Origin of the sequence: Pseudomonas sp. 13B_3.2_Bac1 (genome assembly GCF_025466205.1) — a bacterium.
Lineage (GTDB): Bacteria > Pseudomonadota > Gammaproteobacteria > Pseudomonadales > Pseudomonadaceae > Aquipseudomonas > Aquipseudomonas fluorescens_H.
On record NZ_JANLOG010000035.1, the window covers coordinates 1 to 23663 of the forward strand.

At 61.2% G+C, this 23663-nt stretch carries 13 protein-coding genes and 1 pseudogene; 11 read left to right on the forward strand and 3 right to left on the reverse strand.

The window, feature by feature from the left end:
- Both NTD85_RS05580 and NTD85_RS05585 read left to right on the forward strand, forming a co-directional pair.
- A pseudogene (locus NTD85_RS05580) lies at positions 1-5377 on the forward strand (LapA family giant adhesin); the annotation flags it as partial.
- A 147-nt stretch (positions 5378-5524) separates the two neighbouring features.
- Positions 5525-5863, forward strand: a complete 339-nt coding sequence (locus tag NTD85_RS05585) for a hypothetical protein (protein WP_003220449.1) — start codon at positions 5525-5527, stop codon at positions 5861-5863.
- Positions 5864-5990: 127 nt separating this feature from the next.
- On the opposite strand, the gene lapD is transcribed toward NTD85_RS05585, so the two are convergent.
- Both lapD and lapG read right to left on the reverse strand, forming a co-directional pair.
- Complete coding sequence (lapD, locus tag NTD85_RS05590) at positions 5991-7937, reverse strand: cyclic di-GMP receptor LapD (RefSeq protein ID WP_262141636.1); 1947 nt, start codon at positions 7935-7937, stop codon at positions 5991-5993.
- Between the two features lie 14 nt (positions 7938-7951).
- The gene (lapG, locus tag NTD85_RS05595; protein WP_003220445.1) at positions 7952-8644 is read right to left on the reverse strand and encodes a cysteine protease LapG; all 693 of its coding nucleotides are present in this window, start codon (positions 8642-8644) and stop codon (positions 7952-7954) included.
- Positions 8645-8838: 194 nt separating this feature from the next.
- Between lapG and NTD85_RS05600 the strand changes: the two genes are divergently transcribed.
- The 5 genes from NTD85_RS05600 (at position 8839) to NTD85_RS05620 (ending at position 15917) form a co-directional block, all read left to right on the forward strand.
- Entirely contained in the window at positions 8839-9549 is a 711-nt protein-coding gene (locus NTD85_RS05600) for a GntR family transcriptional regulator (protein ID WP_262141637.1), read from the forward strand.
- A 767-nt stretch (positions 9550-10316) separates the two neighbouring features.
- The gene (locus NTD85_RS05605) at positions 10317-11093 is read left to right on the forward strand and encodes a DUF3050 domain-containing protein (protein ID WP_003220443.1); all 777 of its coding nucleotides are present in this window, start codon (positions 10317-10319) and stop codon (positions 11091-11093) included.
- Positions 11090-12019, forward strand: coding sequence for a diiron oxygenase (locus NTD85_RS05610; RefSeq protein ID WP_262141638.1), 930 nt, complete (start codon positions 11090-11092; stop codon positions 12017-12019). The genes NTD85_RS05605 and NTD85_RS05610 overlap by 4 nt, the downstream gene beginning before the upstream one ends.
- Before the next feature lie 13 nt (positions 12020-12032).
- Positions 12033-15425: a non-ribosomal peptide synthetase gene (locus tag NTD85_RS05615; RefSeq protein WP_262141639.1), complete on the forward strand. Its 3393-nt coding sequence runs from the start codon at positions 12033-12035 to the stop codon at positions 15423-15425.
- Between the two features lie 24 nt (positions 15426-15449).
- Positions 15450-15917 carry an SRPBCC family protein gene (locus NTD85_RS05620; RefSeq protein WP_201136110.1) on the forward strand — a complete coding sequence of 156 codons (468 nt, stop codon included), beginning with the start codon at positions 15450-15452 and terminating at the stop codon, positions 15915-15917.
- A gap of 146 nt (positions 15918-16063) precedes the next feature.
- Here NTD85_RS05620 and NTD85_RS05625 read toward each other — a convergent pair whose 3' ends face one another.
- Positions 16064-17944 (reverse strand): methyl-accepting chemotaxis protein, encoded by a 1881-nt coding sequence (locus NTD85_RS05625; RefSeq protein ID WP_103519918.1) that lies wholly within the window; start codon positions 17942-17944, stop codon positions 16064-16066.
- Positions 17945-18256: 312 nt separating this feature from the next.
- Here NTD85_RS05625 and NTD85_RS05630 point away from each other — a divergent pair, with 312 nt between their 5' ends.
- The 4 genes from NTD85_RS05630 to NTD85_RS05645 all read left to right on the forward strand — a co-directional run bounded on the left by NTD85_RS05630 (position 18257) and on the right by NTD85_RS05645 (position 23601).
- A complete protein-coding gene (locus NTD85_RS05630) occupies positions 18257-18757 on the forward strand; it encodes a sigma-70 family RNA polymerase sigma factor (protein WP_003220433.1) in 501 nt (166 codons plus the stop codon).
- Positions 18757-19758 carry a FecR domain-containing protein gene (locus NTD85_RS05635; RefSeq protein ID WP_201136112.1) on the forward strand — a complete coding sequence of 334 codons (1002 nt, stop codon included), beginning with the start codon at positions 18757-18759 and terminating at the stop codon, positions 19756-19758. Before NTD85_RS05630 ends, NTD85_RS05635 begins: the two co-directional genes overlap by 1 nt.
- An 87-nt stretch (positions 19759-19845) precedes the next feature.
- Positions 19846-22347 carry a TonB-dependent siderophore receptor gene (locus NTD85_RS05640; RefSeq protein ID WP_262141640.1) on the forward strand — a complete coding sequence of 834 codons (2502 nt, stop codon included), beginning with the start codon at positions 19846-19848 and terminating at the stop codon, positions 22345-22347.
- Positions 22348-22422: 75 nt separating this feature from the next.
- Positions 22423-23601: a PepSY-associated TM helix domain-containing protein gene (locus tag NTD85_RS05645; protein ID WP_262141641.1), complete on the forward strand. Its 1179-nt coding sequence runs from the start codon at positions 22423-22425 to the stop codon at positions 23599-23601.
- Positions 23602-23663 lie beyond the last annotated feature (62 nt).

Below are 23663 nucleotides of genomic sequence, written 5' to 3' on the forward strand. Positions count from 1 at the left end.
TAAAACCACCGGCACCGTGACCACCACTGCGCCGAACGACGCGCTGACCGGTCATGCGCCGCTGACCAACTCGATCACCGGTGTGACCGGTGGCAATTACGAGAATCTGGTCGCTGACAAGACGCCGGTTTCGACCACCGTCACCGATACCATCGACACCACCAATCTGTCGCTCAGCGCCACCAACTCGGTGGCCGAGGGCGGTTCGATCATCTACACCGCGACCCTGACCAACGCCGCTGGCTCGCCAGTGACCGTGACCCTGAGCAACGGCGCCGTGATCACCATCGACGCGGGCAAAACCACCGGCACCGTCACCGTCCCTGCACCGGCCGACGACGTCTACAAAGACGCCGGCACCGTGCAGGCGACCATCAAGTCGGCGACCGGTGGCAGCTTCGAGAACCTGGTACCAAGCACCACGCCAGCCGTGACCAATGTCACCGACACCATCGACACCACTGGCGTGAAACTCACCGCCACTGGCACCGTGGCCGAGGGTGGCACCGTCACCTACACCGCCACCGTGGGTGCACCAGTCACCGGTTCGCCAGTCGTCGTGACCCTGGCCAACGGTCAGACCATCACCATCGACATCGGCAAAACCACCGGCACCGTGACCAGCATCGCGCCGAACGACGCGCTGACCGGCCACGCTCCGCTGACCAACTCGATCACTAACGTGACCGGCGGCAACTACGAAAACCTCGTCGCCGACAAAACCCCGGTCAGCACCACCGTGACCGACACCATCGACACCACCAACCTGTCGCTGTCCGCGACCGGCACTGTGGCCGAAGGCGGCTCGATCGTTTACACCGCGACCCTGACCAACGCCGCTGGCTCGCCAGTGACCGTGACCCTGAGCAACGGCGCCGTGATCACCATCGACGCGGGTAAAACTACCGGCACCGTGACCGTTCCGGCTCCAGCCGACGACGTCTACAAAGACGCCGGCACCGTGCAGGCGACCATCAAGTCGGCGACCGGTGGCAACTTCGAAAACCTGGTCCCAAGCACCACACCAGCCGTGACCAGTGTCACCGACACCATCGACACCACTGGCGTGAAACTCACCGCCACTGGCTCCGTGGCCGAGGGTGGCACCGTCACCTACACCGCCACCGTCGGTGCACCTGTCACCGGTTCGCCAGTGACCGTGACCCTGGCCAACGGCCAGAGCATCACCATCGACATCGGCAAGACCACCGGCACCGTCACCAGCATCGCGCCGAACGACGCGCTGACCGGCCACGCTCCGCTGACCAACTCGATCAGCAATGTGACCGGCGGCAATTACGAAAACCTCGTCGCCGACAAAACCCCGGTCAGCACCACCGTGACCGACACCATCGACACCACCAACCTGTCGCTCAGCGCGACCGGCACTGTGGCCGAGGGTGGCCAGATCACCTACACCGCGACCCTGACCAATGCCGCCGGCTCGCCGGTCACCGTGACCTTGAGCAACGGCTCGGTGATCACCATCGACGCTGGCAAAACCACTGGCACCGTGACCGTTCCGGCTCCGGCTGACGACGTCTACAAAGACGCCGGCAGCGTGCAGGCAACCATCACCAACGCCAGCGGTGGCAATTTCGAAAATCTGGTGACCAACACCACGCCAGCCGTGACCAACGTCACCGACACCATCGACACCACCACTGTCAGCATCACCGGCAGCACCTCGGTGACCGAAGGCCAGACCGCCAGCTACACCGTCAGCCTGACCCACCCGGCGCAGACCGACGTGACCCTGAAAATCGTCTACAGCGGCACCGCCGCCGACGGTTCGGACTTCACCGGTGTGTACACCGTGAAGATCCCGGCGGGCGCCAGCAGCGCGCAGTTCAACGTCGCGACCATCGATGACAAGATCACCGAAGGCACCGAGAACTTCGTAGTCAAGATCGACTCGGTGACCGGCGGCAACTTCGAGAACCTGGCCGTGAGCAGCACCAACGGCAGCGTCAGCACCTCGATCATCGACAACGATGCGCCACCGGTCATCGACCTGGATGCCAACAACTCCAGCGGCGCCACCGGTGCCGACTACAAGGTGACCTTCACCGAAAACACTCCGGGCGCCGGCGTGTCGATTGCCGACACTGACCTGACGATCACCGACCCGGACAGCACCATGCTGACCGGCGCGACTATCGTGCTGACCAACCGTCAGGACGGCGATGCGCTGAACCTCGGCAACAGCGTCAACGGCATCACCATCAACGCCAACAGCACCAACGGCACCGTGACCCTGACCCTGTCGGGTAACGCGACGCTGGCCGACTACATGCAGGCGATCAAGAACATCACCTTCACCAACAGCAGTGAAGACCCGAGCACCGTGCCGCGGATCATCACCGTGACCGTGACCGATGGCGGCAACTACTCCAACACCGCGACCACCACGGTCAACGTGGTGGCGGTCAACGATGCGCCGGTGGCGGCTCCGGTCAATGTCACCGGCACCGAAGACACGCCGCTGATCCTCGGCTGGTCGACCTTCGGTGTGACTGACGTCGACAGCCCGGCCAGCAGCCTGGGCATCAAAATCACCCAGCTGCCGGGCGAAGGCAAACTGCAGTATCTGGACGGCTCGACCTGGAAAGATGTCGCCAACAACCAGACCTTCAGCAAGGCTGACATCGACGCCGGCAAGCTGCGCTTCATGCCGGATGCCAACGAGTCGGGCGTCAACGGTTACGGCGGCACCGGCCTGGGCAACAACCAGGCTGACTATGCACAGATCAAGTTCCAGCCTACCGACGGCCAACTGCTGGGCAACACCGGCACCGTAAAGATCGACATCACGCCGGTGGCGGATGCACCGACCGTGAGCGTGGCCGACAACAGCGTGAAGTCCACCGGGTTGGTCAAGGAAGTCTGGACCGGCCTGCCAGGTCTTGGCACCGACGGCAGCGGCGCGAACTCGACCACCCTGAAAAACGTGATCGACGGCGCCGGCACCCCGAACTCCAGCACCAACGTGACCAACGTGCAGTCGGACGGCAGTGTGGCCGCCGGCACCGCGTCGAAAACTTCGGGCCTGATCTATCTGGAAGCCGGCAAAACCTACAGCTTCAGCGGTGTGGCTGACGACAGTCTGCTGATCACCATTGGCGGCAAGAGTGTGGCGTCGGGTACCTGGGGCGCGGGCGGTGCGATCAGCGGCTCGTTCACCCCGACCACCAGCGGCTACTACACCCTGGACATCTACCACCACAACCAGAGCGGCCCCGGCAGCTATGACGTGAACCTGTCGGTCAACGGCAGCACGCCAATCGACCTGAGCAGCGCCGGCGTGCCGATCTACACCGGCGTGCAGGATCTGGTGAATTCCGGTGTGACCGTCTCCGACCTGCACGGCACCAACGGCGAAGGCTATTACGACGGCTACAAACTCAACACCGGCGCCGAAGGCACCACGGTGAAACTGTCGGCGATCAACACTGCGCTGACCGACACCGACGGCTCGGAAACCCTGAGCGTGAAGATCAGCGGCGCGCCGGTCGGCTCGGTACTCTCCGACGGTCACGGCCACAGCTTCACCGTCACCGCGAGCAATGGCGAAGCCAACGTCACCGGCTGGAGCCTCGGCAGCCTGACCGTGACCCCGCCGACCTACTACAACGGCCAGTTCAACCTGACCGTGACGTCGACCTCCACCGAGATGGTCGGCGGCTCGGCCAGCAGCACCGCGACCATTCCGGTCACCGTGGTGCCGGCGGTGTACAACGCCGTAGTCGGTACCTCTGGCGATGACACCTTCAACGGCACCGATGGCAACGACATCATGGTCGCCGACATCGGCGGTCTGACCGTGGTGCCGGGCACCAACTACAACATCGCGTTCATGGTCGACAGCTCGGGCAGCATGAGCACCTCGTCGATCAACGCGGCCAAGGACTCGCTGACCTCGGTGTTCAACACCCTCAAGCAGAGCCTGAGCGGCAGCAACTCGGGCACGGTGAACATCTTCCTGGTGGACTTCGATACCCAGGTCAACAAGTCGGTGTCGGTGAACCTCAACGACCCGAACGCGCTGACCAAGCTCAAGGCCGTACTCGACTCGATGACCTCCGGCGGCGGCACCAACTACGAGGACGTGTTCAAGACCACGGCCAACTTCTTCCAGAGCACGGAAGCTGTGGCGAACACCGGGGCGAAGAACCTCACGTACTTCATCACCGACGGCCAGCCGACCTACTACCAAAGCGGCGAGCAGACCAACCCGACGCTGTACGGCAGCGTGAAGTTCGACAGTGTGGTGACGACCAGCAACTACAAGCTGGGCGATACCTTCAGCACGTACATCGACAGCACGCATTACCTGAGCATCAGTGCCAACGGCAGTGCGCAGTTGCAGGTCTACACCAGCCGTTACGGCTGGACCGCAACCAACCTGGGTACCGTTCACGCTCAGGGTGATGGCACCTATGAGCTGTCGAGCCTGGCGGGCAGCGGCAGCAGCACCAGCTCGGCCACCACCGATAACGCCAACAGCAGCTTCGCCTTGCTCAGTGGCCTGTCGAACGTCGAAGCCATCGGTATCAACAGCGGTGTCAGCCTCAACGACCTGAAACCGTACGACACTGATCACAACCCGCAGACCAACATCGATCCGAAGGATCTGGCCAACTCGATCATCGGCCACACCGAAGCGACGATGCCGGGCAACGACACCGTCAGCGGTGGCGATGGCAACGACATCCTGTTCGGCGACCTGGTGAGCTTCAACGGCATTGCCGGCGAGGGTTATCAGGCAATGCAGGCGTACGTCGCACAGCAAACCGGGGTGGACGTCAGCAAAGTCACCACCAGCAACGTGCACCAGTACATCACCGAGCACTATCAGGCGTTCGATGTGTCCGGTGCGCATGACGGCAACGACACGCTGCTGGGCGGCGCGGGCAATGACATCCTGTTCGGCTCGGGCGGCAACGACCTGCTCGACGGCGGCAAAGGCAATGACATCCTGCTCGGCGGCACCGGCAATGACACGCTCATCGGCGGCCAGGGCAACGACATCCTGATCGGTGGTTCCGGTGCCGACACCTTCGTCTGGAAAGCAGGCGATACCGGCAACGACGTGATCAAGGATTTCAACGCCAACGAAGGCGACCGCATCGATCTGCGTGACCTGTTGCAGGGCGAGACCGGCAGCACCATCGACAACTTCCTGAAGATCACCACGGTCGACGGCGTGTCGTCGCTGCAAGTCAGCTCCGGCGGCAAGTTCAACTCCGGCGATGCCGCTGCGGCCACTCCGGACGTGACGATCAAACTGGAAGGCAACAACTGGTCAACGGCCAACATTCATAACCTGATTGCCGGCAGCGATCCGACCATCAAAGTCGACCACAACAACAGCTGATGCGTGAACAAAACGGCCGCCCCTTGGGGCGGCCGTCACGTTTGCGCCTATCGCACCGGTGACGATTTCGTCGCCGCACCGCATACTCGCGCGCAGTTGGCCTATGCTGCTGACAGCATGACGCTGGTTCTTTCTGAGGGATGCTCAATGTTTTACGTGCAACGCGATGCGCAGGGTCAGCTGATCCGCGTGGAAGCTGCAGCCTACGCCGAAGCCTCGGAAACGCTGCCCGCCGACAGCCATGAAATCCAGGCCTGGTTCGCCAACGAGGTCGTGGAAACCAGCCTGAAACAGCTCAAACAGAGCGATCTGGAGATGATTCGGGTACTCGACGACCTGATTCAGGTGCTGACCCAGAAGGGCGTGATCCGCGTTACCGATCTGCCGCCGGCGGCGCAGGCCAAGCTGATGGATCGGACCCAGGCGCGGGAAGCGCTGGGCGGGTTGAGCCACTTGATCGACGACGAAGAGACCGGGCTGATCTGATCCGCGATCTTCAGTGACCGGACTGACCCCTTCGCGAGCAAGTCCGCTCCCACATTTGAAATGCATTCCAATGTGGGAGCGGGCTTGCTCGCGAAGGCTGATTTACCGACAACGAATGACGAACAGGTTACTTCCAGGGCTTGGGTTCACCGAACAACTGCCCCTGCACTCCGTACAAGCCCATCTCGCGAATCACTGACAACTCCCCTTCGGTCTCCACCCGCTCGGCAATCAGCGGCAGATCGATGCTGTGCGCCGCACGCTGGATCGCCTCGATGAACAGGCGCTTGTCGCTCTCCTGATCGATCGCGCGAATGTAGCTGCCATCGATCTTCAGGTACGCCAGCCCCAGCCGCGCCAGGTTGCCGATCATGCTGAAGCGTCCACCAAAGCGCTGCAGGCTCAGGGAAAAACCGAGTTCACGCAGACGTCGGGTCAACTGCTCCAGCACCGCTTGCTCCGGCAATTGTTCCTCGCCGATCTCCAGCGTCAGGCGCTCGCCGAGGTCGGAGTGCGCACGCAGAATCTCGAACACTTTGTTCAGCGCTTGCGAATCGGCCAGGGTTGCCGAAGACAGGTTCAGCGCCAGCGAATCCTCGTGCCCTTTCATCTGTTCCAGCACCCGCTCGAGCATCAGGCGGTCGAGTCGCGCGGTCCAGCCGAAGCGCTCAAGCCACGGCAGGAAGCGTCCGGCCGGAATGGTCTCGCCCTGCTCATCCAGCAACCGTGAGAGTACTTTGTAATGCAACACCAGTTTCGTGTCCTGGGCGGCCACCACCGGTTGGAAGTACAGCTCGAAACGCTGCTGGTTCAGCGCCTGATCAAGCAACCGATGCCAGGCGTGGTGATCGTCACCGACATCGGCCACCAGGCTCTGATCGATACAGGCCCAGTTCCGCTCGCCCTGCCCCTCGGCCTGCGCCAGCGCCTGATCACCCAGTGTCAGCACAGCTTGCGGTGAATCGCCATGAGCAAACGGGGCGAGGCCGATCGAGGCCACGGCCGGTACATCCGTGGCGCCGGTGGCGTGCAGGCTGCTCAACGCACTGTCGAGGTTCTGCGCCAGTTGCAGCGCTTCTTCACGCACCAGCCCCGGCGCCAGCACGGCGAACTCGCCGCCGCGAATGCGCGTCACGAGGTTCTGGGTTTCCGGGTAGCGGGCGCACTCGCGGGACAATTGCTCGCCGACCGCTTTCAACAATTCATCGGTGCGCTGACCGCCCAGGCGCTGGTTGAGCCCGGCCAGGTCCTTGACCCGCAACAGCAGCAAATAACCGGAGCTGGCCTGTTCGGCATTGCTCACCCGATTGTTCAACTGCATTTCGAAATAACGTCGGTTGGCCAGGCCGGTCAAGTTGTCCTGATAGGACTCGACACGCAGTTTTTCACTGCGCTCGGCCTGCTCCTGGAACAGCGCCTTGAGCTTCTCGACCATCTGGTTCATCGCCTGCACCACGCGGCGCAGTTCCGGAGTGCGCGGCAGCTCCGGCAGGCTGAGGAATTCGCGGCGGGCGATGGCGTGGGACTGTTTGACCATGTAGTCGAGCGGGCGCAATTGCCGGCGCAGCAGCAGCGCGCCAAGCGCCGCACTGACCGCGCCGCACAGCAGCAGCCAGCCGAGGCTGCCCAACGCGCTCTGCCACAGCTTGGCCACGGCGAACATCGGATGGCTGACCACTTCAACCCGCGCCGCCTGTTCCCACCCACGGCTGACCAACGCATCGCCGCCGGCCGGCTCCAGACCAATCAGTTTGACGAACCAGTCCGGCACATTGCTGACCGCCGGAATCCCGCTGCGCTCGACGATGGTCTTGTCGGTCTTGAGATCGACCACGCGGATGCTCGCGTAATAGCCGCTGTCGAAAATCGAGCTGACCAGCAGCTCGACCATCGCCGGATCGTCGATATTCGGCGTCAGCGACAACGCCAGCGCCGTCGCGGCGTCCTGGGCGTGGGAGCGCAGCTGGTTGACGTACTGGGTGCGCGAGCTCTCCAGACTGACCATGAAGCTGCCGGTGAAGGCGACCACCAGGAACAGACAGATAGCGATCAACAGCTGTTTGAACAAAGACATCTGAGCGCGTGCTCCTAGTTAGTCGTTTCGACCGGGAAACCTTCGGCCTGCATTTTTCTCAACACATCCTGCCAGCGCGACAGGCGTTTGGTGTCACCGACCCTTTTGTTGCCCTTGGCCCCCGGCAGATACAGACCTTCGGCATTGAAAGAGTAGACCGGCAGCAAATCGGTTCGCTGCGACGCCGGCTGGATCTGATCGATCAGGCTGTCGAGCACCAGTGGCATGGCATCGGGGGTGGCGTAGTAAGTCAGCACCATGTGCGCGCGGTTCTGGCGCAGTGCCTTGACGTAGGTGATGCGCAGCTTGTCACTGGATACCCCGAGATGGCGCAGGCTGAAATACTTGGCGATCGCATAGTCTTCGCAATCGCCGGCGCCTTTCCACAACGCCTCGATGGGCGTCTCCCAATAATCGACCTGCCCCCACAGATCGATGTCCTCTACATAGCGCATCTGCTTGTTGAAAAACAGGTTCACCACCTTGAGCTTTTCCATCTCGCTGACCTGTTTCTGCGTCGCCAGCAGATTCTGCCAGGCATCGATCCGCTGCTGCCCGGCACCCAGCGGGCCGTACAGCGCCGTGGCCTTGCGGCTGATCGCGGAAAAATCCCAATCGGCATGCAGACCGCCCAGCATGACGCCGGCCAGCAACAGTGCACAGCCTAGCCAGCGCAAAGTCCGGGGGATCGCGAAACGTACCGCCACAGCAGGTTTCCAGGAGGCAGGAAGGAAAGCGTTTGATGGTGAAGCTTAGCCGGACAAAAAACAATGGCACACTGAGATCATCGCCAGCGCGCTAAACTTCGCACAGGATCGCAGCTTCACACGGTTTGACAACCTGTGGAGCAATCACTAGTGTCCTTGGATCCAAATTCCGTCTTCATTCAGGGTGAGTAGTTGTGACACAGAAGCCCAAACCGCTGCACAGCATCAAAGTCGACGGGCCGATTCCCGCACACCTCGCCCGTTCGATCATCGAAGAGACCTTGCGCTCGGCGATCCTTGACGGTCGTTTGCCATGCGGCACCGCCCTGCGTCAGCAGGACCTGGCCGACCTGTTCGGGGTCAGCCGCATGCCGGTGCGCGAGGCTCTGCGTCAGCTGGAGGCCCAGGAGCTGCTGAGTGTCACCACCCACAAGGGCGCTGTGGTTGCCCCGCTGATTCAAGGCGACGCCACCGAAACCTACGAGTTGCGGATCCTGCTCGAATCCGAAGCCATGCGCCAATCGATCCCGCTGCTGACCAGCGCCGATCACGCACGCGCCGCCAGCTATATCGAAGAGCTCGAGACCCAGCACGACTACGGCGAAATCGGTCGGCTCAATCGCCTGTTCCATATGTCCCTGTACAGCAAGGCCCCGAATCAGCGGTTGCTGCGACTGGTCGAAGACGGCCTCAACGAGGAGGAGCGCTTTCTGCGTTTCAACCTTGAAGCCATGGGCCTGGGCAAGTTGTCCCAGGAAGATCACCGCGCCATGCTCCACGCGGTGATCGAGCGCGATGTCGAGCTATCGGTGAAGCTGCTCACGCAACACCTCAACCGTGGCGTCGACGTGATCACCCGTTACCTCGCCAGCCCTGCCGGACAAAACCGCAAGGCCGTACGCTGATTCCCTTTCTGCCGGTCTCTGCTCTTCACGCCTGACCGGCGAATAACCCGCTTACAAATCCTCTCTGCGCTCCGCCGCAAATCTGCTGGCGGATCGGCCTGTTCGCTCTAACCTCCCAGCGCCCATATGCCCGGCATTGCAGCTCGCTGCGGACGAATCGGTCATAGCCGTCCTGCCAATTTACCCGCACTCTTTAACGGCCAACCCATGAAGAACGGGCGACGCTCCGCACCGCCGGCGCAGTCCCCGCACCAGGAACCTACGGAAGGAGCCTTGCCACGGGATAAAAGGAAGTTACGGCGCCGTTTCCGGCCAACTTTCATTCCTATACAGCACTTCAATCTTTGCATCGGAAAGTTGCTTTGAGTGAGGCATTCACTCTTGTTTTCAATTTTGGCCATCATTTGCCGAAAGGAGCAACTACGCCCAAGTAAAACTGAAATCAAAAGTTTTACCGAGCCAACTCATACTTGAAAAACACACAACTAAAAATAATTAAAAATAAACTTGTTAAGTTATTTGACGATGTATTAGCTTTTCCTCGCCGAGCAGGTTCAACCCGCAAACACGGCACGGCTCCGCAGTCAGCCAATAGCTTTGGCAAATAGTCGCCAACGCATGGCCGAGAGCCTTTCATGCACTTTGCAAACTTTCATTAATCCGAATGAGGCCCGCGTTCGCCAATAGAAAACATTTCAAATTTATCAAGTCCGTGTTGATGCACTGAACGAGCAACTCCCTCTATTCCAATAACACCGAGGTTCGCCATGATGCCAACTAAAGAACAACTCGCCCTGAAAAAAGCTCAATTGAGCGTTCACCCGATCTTTACCGAAATCGATTCGTTATCGGTACTGCGCCGGTTCATGGAGTCTCACGTCTTCGCCGTGTGGGATTTCATGTCGCTGACCAAGCGCCTGCAGCAGGAACTGACCTGCACCCGCCTGCCATGGCTGCCGCCACGCGATCCGCATGCTGCGCGGCTGATCAACGAGATCGTGCTTGGCGAAGAGTCGGATGATCGTCCCGCCCACGGCCATTACAGCCATTTCGAGCTGTACCTGGACGCCATGCGCGAAGTCGGTGCGAGCACCACGGCGGTCGAGCGGTTTGTCGCGCTGCAACAGGAAGGCGTGAGTTACGACGTCGCTCTGCAAAGCGTTGAGGTTGATCCGGCAGCGGCGAAATTTGTCCGCGAGACGCTAAACACCGCGCTGCATGCACCGGGCCACAGCGTCGCCGCCGCGTTCCTGCATGGTCGCGAGAGCGTGATTCCGCCAATGTTCCAGCGCATCCTCGATGACTGGGGGATCGGCATCGAACAGGCTCCAACCTTTCGCTATTACCTGGAGCGCCACATCGAGGTCGACTCCGAGGATCACGGCCCGGCCGCCGAGCAATTGCTTGAGCGCCTGGTCGATGGCGATCCGCAGCGTGAAGCCGAGGTCTACGCCAGCGCCATCGCGGCCGTGGAAAGCCGCATCGCCCTGTGGGACGGCCTGCGTCTGAGCATGCGTGAACCTTTGGCGGAGGTGGCCCAATGAACGCCGCCGACTATCAATCCTTCGCTGACGCCTGGGAAACCCGCGCCACCATCCGCACCCGGCCACGGCGTGTTCTGGAAGACGATGAGCGCCTGATCTATCCGCTGAGCCGCCAGCCCCTGGTGCTCAGCGAAACCTTCCTGCGCGAGTGCCCGCAGCAGCGTGATTTTGCGTTGGTGCAGACGCTGTACAAGTTCATCAACGACGTGGTGATTTTCGAGACCGAAATCGTCGACCAGACCGCCCGCGCCATCGCCAAGAATCGCTTCGCCGTACCCTTCCCGTTCGCCTGTCGCTACGACGCGATGACCGTGGTGGTGGACGAGGATTACCACGCACTGGTGGCGATGGATTTCATGCAGCAGACCGTGGCCATGACCGGCATCGAGCCGATCGAACTGCCTGCTGAAATCGAACTGAGCCGGGCGATTCCGGCCGCTGTGGCCCTGGCGCCCGAGCACCTGCGCAGCGCGGTAGAACTGATCTGCGTCGCCATCGCCGAAAACACCGTAACCGGCGACGTCGCGGCGTTCGCCCGGGACGACACGGTCAAGCCGTCGATCAAAGGCCTGATGGCCGATCACTTGCTCGACGAGGGCCGGCACTCCAGCTTCTGGGCGCGCATGGTGCGCATCTATTGGCATACCGCCAATGACGCGGACCGGGAAACCATCGCGCAGATCCTGCCGGTGTTCATCGGCCATTACCTGACCAATGACATCCAGAAGTCCTTCGATCTGCGCCTGATCGACGCCTTGCCGGTCAGTGATGTGATCCGCCGCTCGCTCAAGGACGAAATGGCCGGACTGGCCTTCCCGATCAATCGCCACCATCCGCTGGTGGGCAACATCGTGCGTTTTTTCCACAACAGCTCGCTGCTCGACACGCCGTGCGTGCAGCACGCCCTGCGTGACTATCTGGTGTGATGAGGAGGCCGACATGAGACGTCTCGACATTTTGCTGATTGGCGCCAGCCAGGCCATGACCGACCTGGCACAGGAACTCGAACAACACGGTCACTCATTGATGCGCAGCGGCGCCGCGCAATCGACAGTGGATCTGATCATCGACGATGGCTTCATCGGCGCCGGCGATCGCTGTGCAATCCCCCACCTGCATCTGCGCCTGGGTATCGGAAGGCAAAGCATTGGTGGTTTGCCGACACTCGACCTGCTGTGTTTCATCGGCTCGTCACTGATCAGCCGCGTGCCGATTGGCGAGGAGCCGTCCGGCAACGGTCAGGCACTGCGCCAGCGAGTGCTGACGCAGTTGGTCGACGAAGTCGCGCTGCTGGTCAGCCGCTTCTCCCGCGATGCCGGGTACTTCCAGCAGGCATCGCCGGCCACGGCGCCGGACTTCGAGCAGGTGGAAGACCTGTCGTTTCTCGACAGCCTGGCTTACGTCCATCGCCTCAACGCCACGGCGCATCCGGCATTGTTGCAACAGGCTCAGACACCGGTGATCGAGCGCCTGCAACAGAGCCTGATCGAACACGCCGAGCGACCGGCGCTGCATCTGGCCGAGCAGTCGCTCAGCTACCGCCAGTTGCACGCCCACAGCCGTGCGATCCAGCAACGTCTGCAACCGCTGCTCGAACAGCATCCGCAGCCGTGGATCGTGGGTATCTGCCAGCCGAAAAGCCCGGCGCTGTTCGCCTCGATTCTGGCGGTGCTCGGCAGTGGCGCGGTGTATCTGCCGCTGGAGCCGAGCCATCCGTTGCAGCGCCAGCAATACATCCTGCAGAACGCCGGAGCCTTGCTGTTGCTACACGACGGCGAGCACCCGCTCAGCGAGTCAATGCCCGGGCTGGATGTCAGTCGTATCGACAGTGCCGACGCCGATCTCGACCTGCCGTTGATGCGTCAGCGACCGACGCTTGAAGCACCGTGCATGGCGCTCTATACCTCGGGCACCACCGGGCATCCGAAGGGCGTGCTGCTGAGCCAGGCGAACCTCGCCCACTTCACGGCGTGGTACGCCGATTACGTGCAGTTGCGCGCCGAGAGTCGGGTCTTGCAGTTCTCTTCGCTGAGCTTCGACTCGTCGCTGATCGATATCTTCCCGAGCCTGCTGCAGGGCGCCGAACTGGTGGTGCCCGACGACACCCAACGCCGCGATCCACTGCAACTGGTGGCGCTGATCCGCCGCCGGCAACTGACTCACGCGTTCCTGCCGCCGGCGCTGCTGAGCATCCTGCCATTGGAGCAACTGCAAGGCGTAGAGGTGATGACCGGTGGCGACGTCTGCGAGCCTTTCGTCATCGAGCAACTGACCCGGCAGGGCAAGCTGCACAACCTCTACGGCCCCACCGAGGCGACGGTGCTGATTACCGCTCGCCAGCTCCAACCGGGTGACAGCAACCGCACCCTCGGCGCACCGATTGCCAACAGTCAGGTGCTGATTCTCGATGACGACTTGCAACCGGTGCCGGAAAACACCGTCGGCGAATTGTTCATCGTCGGCCCCGGCGTCTGCCTCGGTTATCTGAACAACCCGCAGCAGACCGCCGAGCGCTATCTCACCTTGCAACTGCCACACGGCCAAGCGTTGCGCGCGTACCGCAGTGGCGACATGGCCAAGTGGGGCGAACACGGCATCGAGCTGTGCGGACGGCGCGACAATCAGGTGAAGATCCGCGGTTTCCGGGTCGAGCCGGAAGAGATCGAGCGCTGCCTGCGCGAGAGCCAGTTGTACCGTCAGGTGGCGGTGGTGATCGACAGTCAGCGGCGGATTCTGGCGTTCCTCGCCCAGCCGCAATCGGACGCTGCCCGCGATCTGTTGAAGGCGCATGCCCAGCAGTTTTTGCCGGACTACATGCAACCGGTGGCCTGGACTGAACTGGCGCAGATGCCATTCGCCAGCAACGGCAAGGTCGACCGCAAGGCATTGCTGGAGCTGCCGGTGAGTGTGCAGGACGGCGGCCCGAAATGCCTGCCGGCAAACGCTGACGAAGCGCTGCTGCTGGAGATCTGGGCGGAACTGCTGGAGCTGCCGAGCAGCGATATTTCCACCGACGAAAGCTTCTTCAATCTCGGTGGGCATTCGATTCTGCTGTCGCGGATGTTGCTGCGCTTGCGTGAGGAGTTCGGGCGCAGCATCTCGATCAACCGCTTCATCGAACTGCCGACCATCAGCAAACTCGCGACACTGGTGCGCGGTACCGACGACAGCGCGGTGCTCAGCGCCCAGGCCATGGCCGACGCCGAGCGCCCGCTGAACATCGAGCCGCTGCCGATCAGTCGCCTGGGCGATGTGCACAAGGTGATCGTCACCGGCGCCAACAGTTTTGTCGGCGTGCACATCGTCGAAGCACTGCTCGGTTGGGGCGCCAGCGAGGTGGCGTGTCTGGTGCGTGATGGTGGCGGGCAAACGGCGGCGCAGCGTTTTGCTCAGGCATTGCGCGAGAACCGTCTCGAGCACCTGGATCTGAGTCGGGTGCGGATCTATTCGGCAGACCTCACCCGCCCGCAACTGGGCCTGACCGACGACGATTATCAGCGCCTCGATCGCGAGTTCGGCGCACTGGTGCACAACGCCGCCAACGTCAACCACGTGCTCGATTACGAGTCGCTGGCAGCGGATAACGTCGAGCCGATTTTCGAGCTGCTGCGCCTGTGTGAAGGACGCAGCAAAAAGGTCTTCAACTTTGTCTCGACGCTGTCCGCTTCAAGCACCGTCGATAGCGAAGGCCGAGTGCTCGAATTGCCTGCCGCGCCGACCCCGCCGATCTACATCCGCAACGGCTACAACCTGTCGAAGTGGGTCGGCGAACGCGTCCTCGAACGGGCGCGCGAGCGGGGGGTGTGGGTCAACCTGTATCGCCCCGGCAACATCAGTTTCAACAGCCTGAGCGGCGTCTGCCAGCCGCACAAAAACCGTTTGATGCTGATGCTCAAAGGCTCGATCCAGCTCGGTCAGGTGCCGGCCTTCGCGCTGAATTTCGACCTGATGCCGGTGGACTTTCTAGCGCGTTTCATCGCCTTCCACGCCAGCCGTTATTCGACCGAGCGCGCGGTGTTCAACCTGCACAACCCCGAACCGCTGAGTTGGGATGCCTACGTCGCCTCGTTCCGCGAAACCGGCAGCGAATTCTCGCTGGTCAGCGTCGCCGACTGGCAGCAGCAACTGGGCCGGGTCGACACCGACAACGCGCTGTTTGGCGTGCTCGGTTTCTACCTCAACGGCTTCGAGGAGGACATTGGCGACATCTCCCTGATCGGCCACGCCAACGCCGAAGCCGGCGTGCAACAGATGGGCGCGCACTACCCGGAAAAATCCCCGGCGCTGCTGCGTCGCGGCTGCGATTACCTGAAAGAAATCAACTTCATCTGATTCATCCAAAAAAGGAGCAACACCATGAGCACTCTGCAACCGGACACCCTGATCAAAAACCCTCACGGCTGCCATGTCATCTCTTCGGTGGAAGTGCCGGCGGACGCCGCGCAGGTCTGGGCGGTGGTCGGCAATTTCGCTGGCTTCGACCGCTTCATCCCGGCGCTGTCGCACATCGAAATGACCGGCGAAGGCGTGTCCTCGCTGCGCAAGAAATTCTTCAAGGACGGCAACGTGGTGGTCGAGCAACTCAACTCCCGCGATGAGCAGGCACGGGCCATGACCTGGACCACGATCTACAACACCTTGGGTGTGGCCAATCTGTGGGCGGCGATGAATGTGGAATCGTTGGGCGCAGGGAAGTCGCGGGCGACCTGGACGATCATTGCCGAGCCGGCTTCAGGTGGGGAGGAAGCACTGCCGGGGTTCAAGGATTTCGTGCAGGGGTTTGCCGATGATGCGATGGGGAATGTGTTGAAGCTGTTTGTATAAGGCTTCAGTTCTGCGGTGATTGAGCTACCGCCTTCGCGAGCAAGCCCGCTCCCACCTTTTGATTGCATTCCTTCAAGAGGAACACGGTCAACCTGTGGGAGCGGGCTTGCTCGCGAAGAACGATAACGCGGTCTCGAATCTGAAAATCAGATCTTGAAGCTGTCCACCAACTGCTTCAGGCGGTTGGCCTGCTGCGACAACGCATCACAATCCTTCAATGTTTCATTGAGGTTGGCCACGCTCTGCTGGTTCAGCAGGTTGATCTGGTTGACGTCGACGTTGAGGGTTTCCACCACGGCGGTCTGCTCCTCGGTTGCAGCGGCCACCGACTGGTTCATGCCATCGATTTCGCCGATGCGCTGGGTCACGCTGACCAGGCGCAGACCGGCCTGGTTAGCCACTTCAACGCTCTCTTCGCTGGACGCCTGACTGGCGTTCATGGTGGTCACCGCTTCACGGGAACCGACCTGCAAGGAGGTGATCATCTTGTGGATCTCTTCCGCCGACTCCTGGGTGCGATGGGCGAGGTTGCGCACTTCGTCCGCCACCACCGCAAAACCGCGTCCGGCTTCACCGGCACGTGCCGCTTCGATGGCCGCGTTGAGCGCCAGCAGGTTGGTCTGCTGCGAGATGCCTTTGATCACATCGAGGATGTGGCCGATGTTGTCGGTGCTGGCGTTGAGTGTTTCGATCTGCGTGCACGACAGGCTGATCTTCTGCGACAGCTCGGTCATCGCCTGAATGGTCTGCTCGACCACCTGACGACCGTCATCGGCCTGCTCGCTGGCGCCGCTGGCGTGCTGCGAAGCATCGGCGGCGTTGCGGGCGATTTCCTGAGTGGCGGCGCCCAACTGGTTGATCGCGGCGGCCACGCTGTTGGTGCGCGCGCTTTGTTCGTCGGAACCGATGATCGAGGCGTTGGACGAGGCCATCACGCGTTGCGACAGGTCGTGCACGTGACGCGTGGCCGAGGACACTTCGGAAATCGACGCGTGAATACGCTCGACGAACTGGTTGAACGAGCTGCCCAGTTCAGCGAACTCATCCTTGCCTTCCACGACCAGACGACGGGTCAAGTCACCTTCGCCTTGGGCGATGTCCCGCATCGCGCGGCCCATGGTGGTCAGTGGACGCATCAGGACGTTGATCAGCAGGCTCAGCAGCAGCGCAATCGCAGCGACCGCGACGAACATCGCGATCAGCGCCGAAGTACGGAACTGGCTGAGGGCGGCGTAGGCCTTGTCGCGATCGATCGACAGACCGATGTACCAATCGGCATTCGGCAAGTCGCTGACCGGAGTGAACGACAGAATGCGTTCCTGGCCGTTGAGCACCACGTTCTGGTTGCCCTTCTCGATGCGCACGCCGGAATTCGGGTAGATGTCCTTGAGGTTCTTCATCACCTGGTCTTTGTCCGGGCTGACGATCACTTGACCGTCACCGCTGACCAGGAATGCGTGGCCGAGGCCACCGAAGTCCACCGAGTTGATGATCTTCACCAGGGTTTCCAGGCTCAGGTCACCACCGACCACCCCCAGCAGCTCGCCATTCTTTTTCACCGGCATGGCGATGGTCACCACCAGACCACCGACCGCGGCCATGTACGGCGGGGTCAGCATGGTTTTGTCGGCAGCAACGGCTTGCTTGTACCAAGGGCGCTGACGCGGGTCGTAGCCGTCGGGCATCTTCGCGTCAGGGCGCTGGGTGAACACACCGTTGGCCTGACCGACGTAGGTGAACTGGAAGTTCGAGGTGAAGGCCGGTTGATCGACCAGCCCCGGGAAGTCGGCGTCCTTGCCCTGATGGGCAACGTTCTGCGCGAGGTTTTCCAGCACCAGAATTCGCCCGCTCATCCAGTTCTGCACGCTGCTGGCGGTCAGATCGCCGGCCTGCTGCACAGACGACTGGAGGTTCTGGCGAATGGTGTTGCGCTGCAGATAGTCGTTGTAGAGGGTGAACAAAGCGAAAGCCAGGACCACGACGCCCGAGGCGGCCAACAGGATTTTATGGCTGAACTTGAGATTCATTTCATGGGACTTCTTATGCAAAAGTGGGGATGCGTTCCGGGATGCAACATTCCATGTACAGCGCAGGCAGCGTTCTGATGGCCGCTCTACTTTGGTGCACGCATGTCTCACCAGTCTGTCGGCACGGTTCGCAGAAATCTTAGGGTTGTGTGGGAAATGCACGGCATTTCTGACAGATTCCCGCCGAACGGCGTGCCAGAGCGTTCGCTATAAAGTTTTTTATGCTGGTTATCCGAGCGGAGGTTGCAAAATTCACCGCCCTTGATAAAAATGCGACTAATTATCATTTGTGACGTTCGGGCTGTCGCGTTCATGTCCTCACCTGAGTTTGCAGTGCAGGCGCTTTACAGTAGTCATCACGGCTGGCTCAACGCCTGGCTGCGAGCACGGCTGGGCAATGCCGCAGATGCGGCGGATCTGGCTCAGGACACCTTCGTACGCCTGCTACAACGTACCGAACGCCTGGAGCTCAAGGCGCCCCGCGCATTTTTACGCACTATCGCTCGCGGCCTGGTGATCGACCATTGGCGTCGTGAAGAAATCGAACGCGCCTATCTCGAAACCATCGCCCATTTGCCCGAAGCCGAAACCCCGAGCGCCGAAGCCCGCGCGTTAGTGATCGAGCTGCTCGAAAGCATCGCGCGCATGCTCGAAGGATTGCGGCCGAAAGTCCGTCAGGCATTTCTGCTGGCGCAGTGCGAAGGTTTGACGCACAAGCAGATCGCCGAACAGCTGGGCTTGTCTCTGCGTTCGGTGGAGCGTTACGTCGCCGATGCGCTGTATCACTGCTACGTGTTGCGGTACGACAGCTGATGCCTGTGGATAACCTCTCGACCGGGCGACGCGCCGAACCGCCGCAACAGGTGGTCAAACAAGCCATTCACTGGCTGCTGCGGCTGCGCAACAACCATGGCAATGCGCGCCTGAGTCGCCAATGCGAAGCGTGGCGCGCCGAACATCACGAGCATGAACTGGCCTGGCAGCGCGTGCAGTCGCTGCAGGCCGAACTGAGCCATAACCTGCGCGCCGTGCCCGGCGCACAGGTGGCGTTCAATACCCTGGAAAACAGTGCGCAGGGGCTGGGGCGGCGCCAGGCCTTGAAGCTGCTGTCCGGCGCGGTGCTGATGGGTTCCGCCGCATGGCTGGCCAAGGACACCGCCGTCTGGCAGCAGTGGCGCGCCGACTACGCTACGGCGACCGGCGAGCGTCGCGGCTTCCAGTTGCCCGACGGCACGCGGATCGAGCTGAACACGGCCAGCGCCGTGGATCTGGATTACACCGCGCAGCAGCGGCTGATCAAACTCACCCGTGGCGAAATCATCGTCACTTGCGGGAGTAATGATGAAGGCGCGGCATTCAACCGGCCGCTTCGCGTGCAAAGTCGCCATGGCACTTATGAGCCGGCCAATGCCCGCTTCATCCTGCGCCAGGAAAACGATTGCACGCGACTGAGCGTCAGCTCCGGGCGCGTCGCCATCCACAACGGCGGAGCTTCGGTTGAGGCTCTCGCCGGACAGACCTTTCTGATCGATCACCATCAGGTGCGCCCTGCACCTCCACTGGATATGGACGTGGGCGCCTGGGTCGATGGTTTGATCGTGACCCGCAACATGCGCCTGGGCGATTTCCTCAATGAAGTCGGACGTTATCGTCAGGGCTTCGTGACGTGCACGCCGCAGGTGGCTGATCTGCGCCTGTCCGGTGTGTTCCGCCTGGAGGACACCGACAAGCTGCTGGCAATCCTGCCGCAGACTTTGCCGGTGCAATTGCGCTATCGCACCCGTTGGTGGGTAACGCTTGAGGCTGTGGCCTGAAATTATTTTGGCGGGTTTTCGCGACAAGTCCGGCTTGGTCAGTAAGCACTTCAACTCAGCCTTTGCGACTGCCTACGGAAACCTACAATGACTGTCCGCCTCACCTGTAAGAACTCGCTGAATTTCACTGCCGAATCGGGCCTGCTGGGGCACGCCATTCGCGCTGCCCTGCTGTCCACCGTTCTGGGCGCCGGTGTGCTGCCAGGCCTGAGCCTCGCCGCCAATGCCAGTGAAGCGAGCAGTCATCGCTACAACATCACCGCCGGCCCGCTGGGCGAAGCGCTGAACCAGTTCGCGCGTCAGGCGGGCATAACCTTGTCGATGACCCCGCAGCAAACGCAGGGGCGGCAGTCTCCGGGCGTACAGGGCGAATATTCCACCGATCAGGCGTTGAGCCATTTGCTGGGCGGCTCGGGTCTGGAAGCGGTCAGCCAAGACGGAAACAGCTACATCCTGCGTTCAATCAGCGAACCCGAGGCGCTGGCACTGCCAACCACCGACATCAAAGGTTTCGCCCTCGGTAACGCGCTGGGCAGCATGGAAGGCTACAACGCCACCCACAGCCAGATCGCTACCAAAACCAGTACCGCGCTGCTGGAAACCTCGCAAAGCGTATCGGTGGTGACCCGCGAGCAAATGGACGATCAAGGCTCACAGACCGTCTCCCAGGCGATGCGCTATACCCCCGGCGTGCTGACCAACCCTTACGGCGCGACTCATCGCTACGACTACGTGGCGATGCGCGGTTTCAACGACGGCTCGGTGGACAACATCTACCTCGACGGCCTCAAGTCGATGGGCGACAGCGGCACCTACAGCACCATGCAGGTCGATCCGTATTTCCTTGAGCGTGTGGATATTCTCAAAGGCCCGTCGTCGGTCTTGTATGGCCGCAGCTCGCCCGGTGGCCTGGTGGCGCTGACCAGCAAAAAGCCGTTGTACGAGGCCTATCATCAGGTTCAGGCCACGGTTGGCACCCAAGGTCAGCGCGGTGTCGGTTTTGACTTCAGCGGTCCGGTCGATGACGACAAACGCATTGCCTATCGTCTGACCGGTTTGACGGATCAGTCCGACACGCAGTTCGACCACAACAAGGAAAAACGCTTCGCCCTCGCACCGACCCTGAGCATCGACTTCAGCGAAGACACTTCGCTGACGCTGCAGGCGTATCTGCAGCACGATCCGGATGGCGGCTACCACGGTGGCGTGCCGGCGGATGGCACGATTCATCAGCGCAACGGCAACCGCATCTCGCCGCACTTCTTCGAGGGGGAGCCGGGGATTGACGGTTACTCGCGGGATCAGCAGTCGTTCGGCTATCAGTTCGAGCATCGCTTCAACGATGTCTTCACGGCGCGGCAGAATTTCCGTTACCTCGACTCCAAGGTCAACATGGATCAGGTCTACGCCTACGGCTGGACGACGCCAACCAGCAACGAACTGAACCGCTACTACACCGGCGGCGATGAACGTCTGCATGCGTTCATCGTCGACAACATGCTGCAGGCCGAATTCTTCACCGGTGCCACCAAGCACACCGTATTGATGGGCGCCGATTATCAACGGCGCAAAACCGTGGTCGACTGGACCAGTGGCGGCCTGGCCCCGATCAACGCGTTCAACCCGGTCTACGGCAATTCGGCGATCGATATGTACGGCGATACCAGTTACCTGCGGCGCCTGGAGCAGACCGGCGTGTACCTGCAAGACCTGATCGAGATGGACCAGTGGCGATTCTCGCTGGGTCTGCGTCAGGACTGGGTCGAGACGTCGGATGAGAACCGTATCGCCGAAGCAGGCCGTCCGGTCGGTACTGAAATCAATGACCGGCGCACCAAACTGACCGGCCGTGCTGGCGCGTTGTATCTGTTCGAGAACGGCCTGGCGCCGTACATCAGCTACTCCGAGTCGTTTAACCCGAACTCGTATGCCGACAGCGCTGGTAATCCTCTGCCTCCGACCGATGGCACACAGTGGGAAGTCGGCCTGAAGTATCAACCGCCGGGCACCGACAACCTGTTCACCGCCTCGCTGTTCCGGATCGATCAGGAAAATCTGGCGACCAAGCTGCCTCAGGAAAACTTCTACCGCGCGGTAGGCGCTGTCCGCTCGCAAGGCCTGGAGCTGGAAGCGCACATGCAGTTGACCGACAACCTGAAAGTGCTCGGCAGCTATACCTTCACCGATATCGAGTACTCGAAGTCGATGGTCAGCACTCTGAGCACGCCGACCGCCGTGATCGAGAACAAAGGCAACTCGCCGACCCAGGCGCCGCGGCATATGGCGTCGTTGTGGGCTGACTACAAGTTCGACAGCGCGGCACTCGATGGCCTGCGTCTGGGCGGTGGTGTGCGTTATGTCGGTTACAGCTGGGCGGATGCGGAGAACACCCTGAAGGTGCCGTCCTACACACTGTTCGACGCATCGATCGGCTATGACCTGGGCAAGATCGGTTTGAAAGGTGTCGACGTGCGTCTGAACGCGAACAACCTGACCAATGAATCCTACGTGGCCTCCTGCGCGAGTCTGAACTTCTGCTACATGGGCGAAGAGCGCAACGTCGCTGCCACGGTCAGCTACCAGTTCTAAACCTTTGCCTTGTGCATAAAAAAGCCAGCCTCTGTTTTCAGGGGCTGGCTTTGTCGTCTCTGTGGGGAACATTTCATGCGCGCATTGTTGGTGTTGTTGCATCGCTATATCGGGTTGGCGACGGCGGTGTTTTTGCTGCTGGCCGGGATCACCGGAAGCATTCTTGCGTTCAATCATGAGTTGGATGAGTGGCTGAATCCGCAGTTCTACGCGGCTTCATCTGAGGGGCAACGATTGCCTCCCGGGACCTTGGTCGACGCGGTGCAAACCTCGCATCCGAAGTTGCAGGTCTGGTACATGGAGTATCCGCAGGAGGCGGGACATACCGCCATGTTGGCGGCGGTGCCGCGCAACGATCCGGCGACCGGCAAACCGTTTGATGAGCGCAATCAGGTGTTCTATCTGGACCCGGTAAATGCCGAGCAGAAGGGCCAACGTTACTGGGGTGAATGCTGCTTTGCGCGGGAGAACTTCATTCCGTTCATTCTTGAGTTTCATTACAACCTGACGTTGCCCGGCAACTGGGGCTTGTGGTTGATGGGCCTGGTTGCCATCGCCTGGGTAATCGATTGCTTCATTGCGCTGTGGCTGACGCTTCCCCGTGGCAAACCGTTCTGGAAAAAGTGGTCGTTGGCCTGGAAGATCAAGGGCGGGCACGCTTATCGGCTCAACTTCGATCTGCATCGCGCGGGGGGATTGTGGCTGTGGTTGTTGGTGCTACCGATTGCGGTCAGCAGTGTCGCGATGAACTTGCCCAGTCAGGTCTTCAAACCGGCGGTGTCGCTGTTTTCACCGATCGAGCCGAGCGTTTATGAGGCCCGAGGGCGAATGCCTCCGTCGGCGTTAGGGGTGACGCAGTTGAGTTATCAACAGGCGTACGAAAGGGCATTGCTGGAAGGGAAGAGGTTAGGACTGACAGCGGCGATCGGGGAGTTGTATTACAGCTTTGAGTACAACTTCTACGGCGCAGGATTCGGGCATCACGACACTGAAGCGCATGGCAAATCCTGGTTGTTCTTCCACGGTACTGACGGGCGATTATTAGGTCAGGAAATTGCCGGACAAGGGACATTGGGGGAACGGTTTTACCGCTTGCAACTACCGATACATGGCGGACGGATCATCGGCTTCACCGGGCAAGTGATCATCGCGGTATTGGGGGTTCTGATCGCGGGGCTATCGGGGACTGGCGTCTACATCTGGTGGCGCAAGTGGCAGGCCCGGCGCATCAGCAAGGCTCGCAAAGCGGCCTGAGTTTTGGGAGCCCTGAAACGACAAAACCCCTGTCTGCGTTAGCAGACAGGGGTTCTGGAATT

Bases quoted from the DNA above. Each gene is read 5' to 3' on its own strand.
- NTD85_RS05615 (WP_262141639.1), top strand. From the start codon at position 12,033: ATGAGACGTCTCGACATTTTGCTGATTGGCGCCAGCCAGGCCATGACC.
- lapD (WP_262141636.1), bottom strand. From the start codon at position 7,937: ATGTCTTTGTTCAAACAGCTGTTGATCGCTATCTGTCTGTTCCTGGTG.
- NTD85_RS05585 (WP_003220449.1), top strand. From the start codon at position 5,525: ATGTTTTACGTGCAACGCGATGCGCAGGGTCAGCTGATCCGCGTGGAA.
- NTD85_RS05635 (WP_201136112.1), top strand. From the start codon at position 18,757: ATGCCTGTGGATAACCTCTCGACCGGGCGACGCGCCGAACCGCCGCAA.
- NTD85_RS05625 (WP_103519918.1), bottom strand. From the start codon at position 17,944: ATGAATCTCAAGTTCAGCCATAAAATCCTGTTGGCCGCCTCGGGCGTC.
- NTD85_RS05640 (WP_262141640.1), top strand. From the start codon at position 19,846: ATGACTGTCCGCCTCACCTGTAAGAACTCGCTGAATTTCACTGCCGAA.
- NTD85_RS05610 (WP_262141638.1), top strand. From the start codon at position 11,090: ATGAACGCCGCCGACTATCAATCCTTCGCTGACGCCTGGGAAACCCGC.
- NTD85_RS05630 (WP_003220433.1), top strand. From the start codon at position 18,257: ATGTCCTCACCTGAGTTTGCAGTGCAGGCGCTTTACAGTAGTCATCAC.
- NTD85_RS05620 (WP_201136110.1), top strand. From the start codon at position 15,450: ATGAGCACTCTGCAACCGGACACCCTGATCAAAAACCCTCACGGCTGC.
- NTD85_RS05605 (WP_003220443.1), top strand. From the start codon at position 10,317: ATGATGCCAACTAAAGAACAACTCGCCCTGAAAAAAGCTCAATTGAGC.
- NTD85_RS05645 (WP_262141641.1), top strand. From the start codon at position 22,423: ATGCGCGCATTGTTGGTGTTGTTGCATCGCTATATCGGGTTGGCGACG.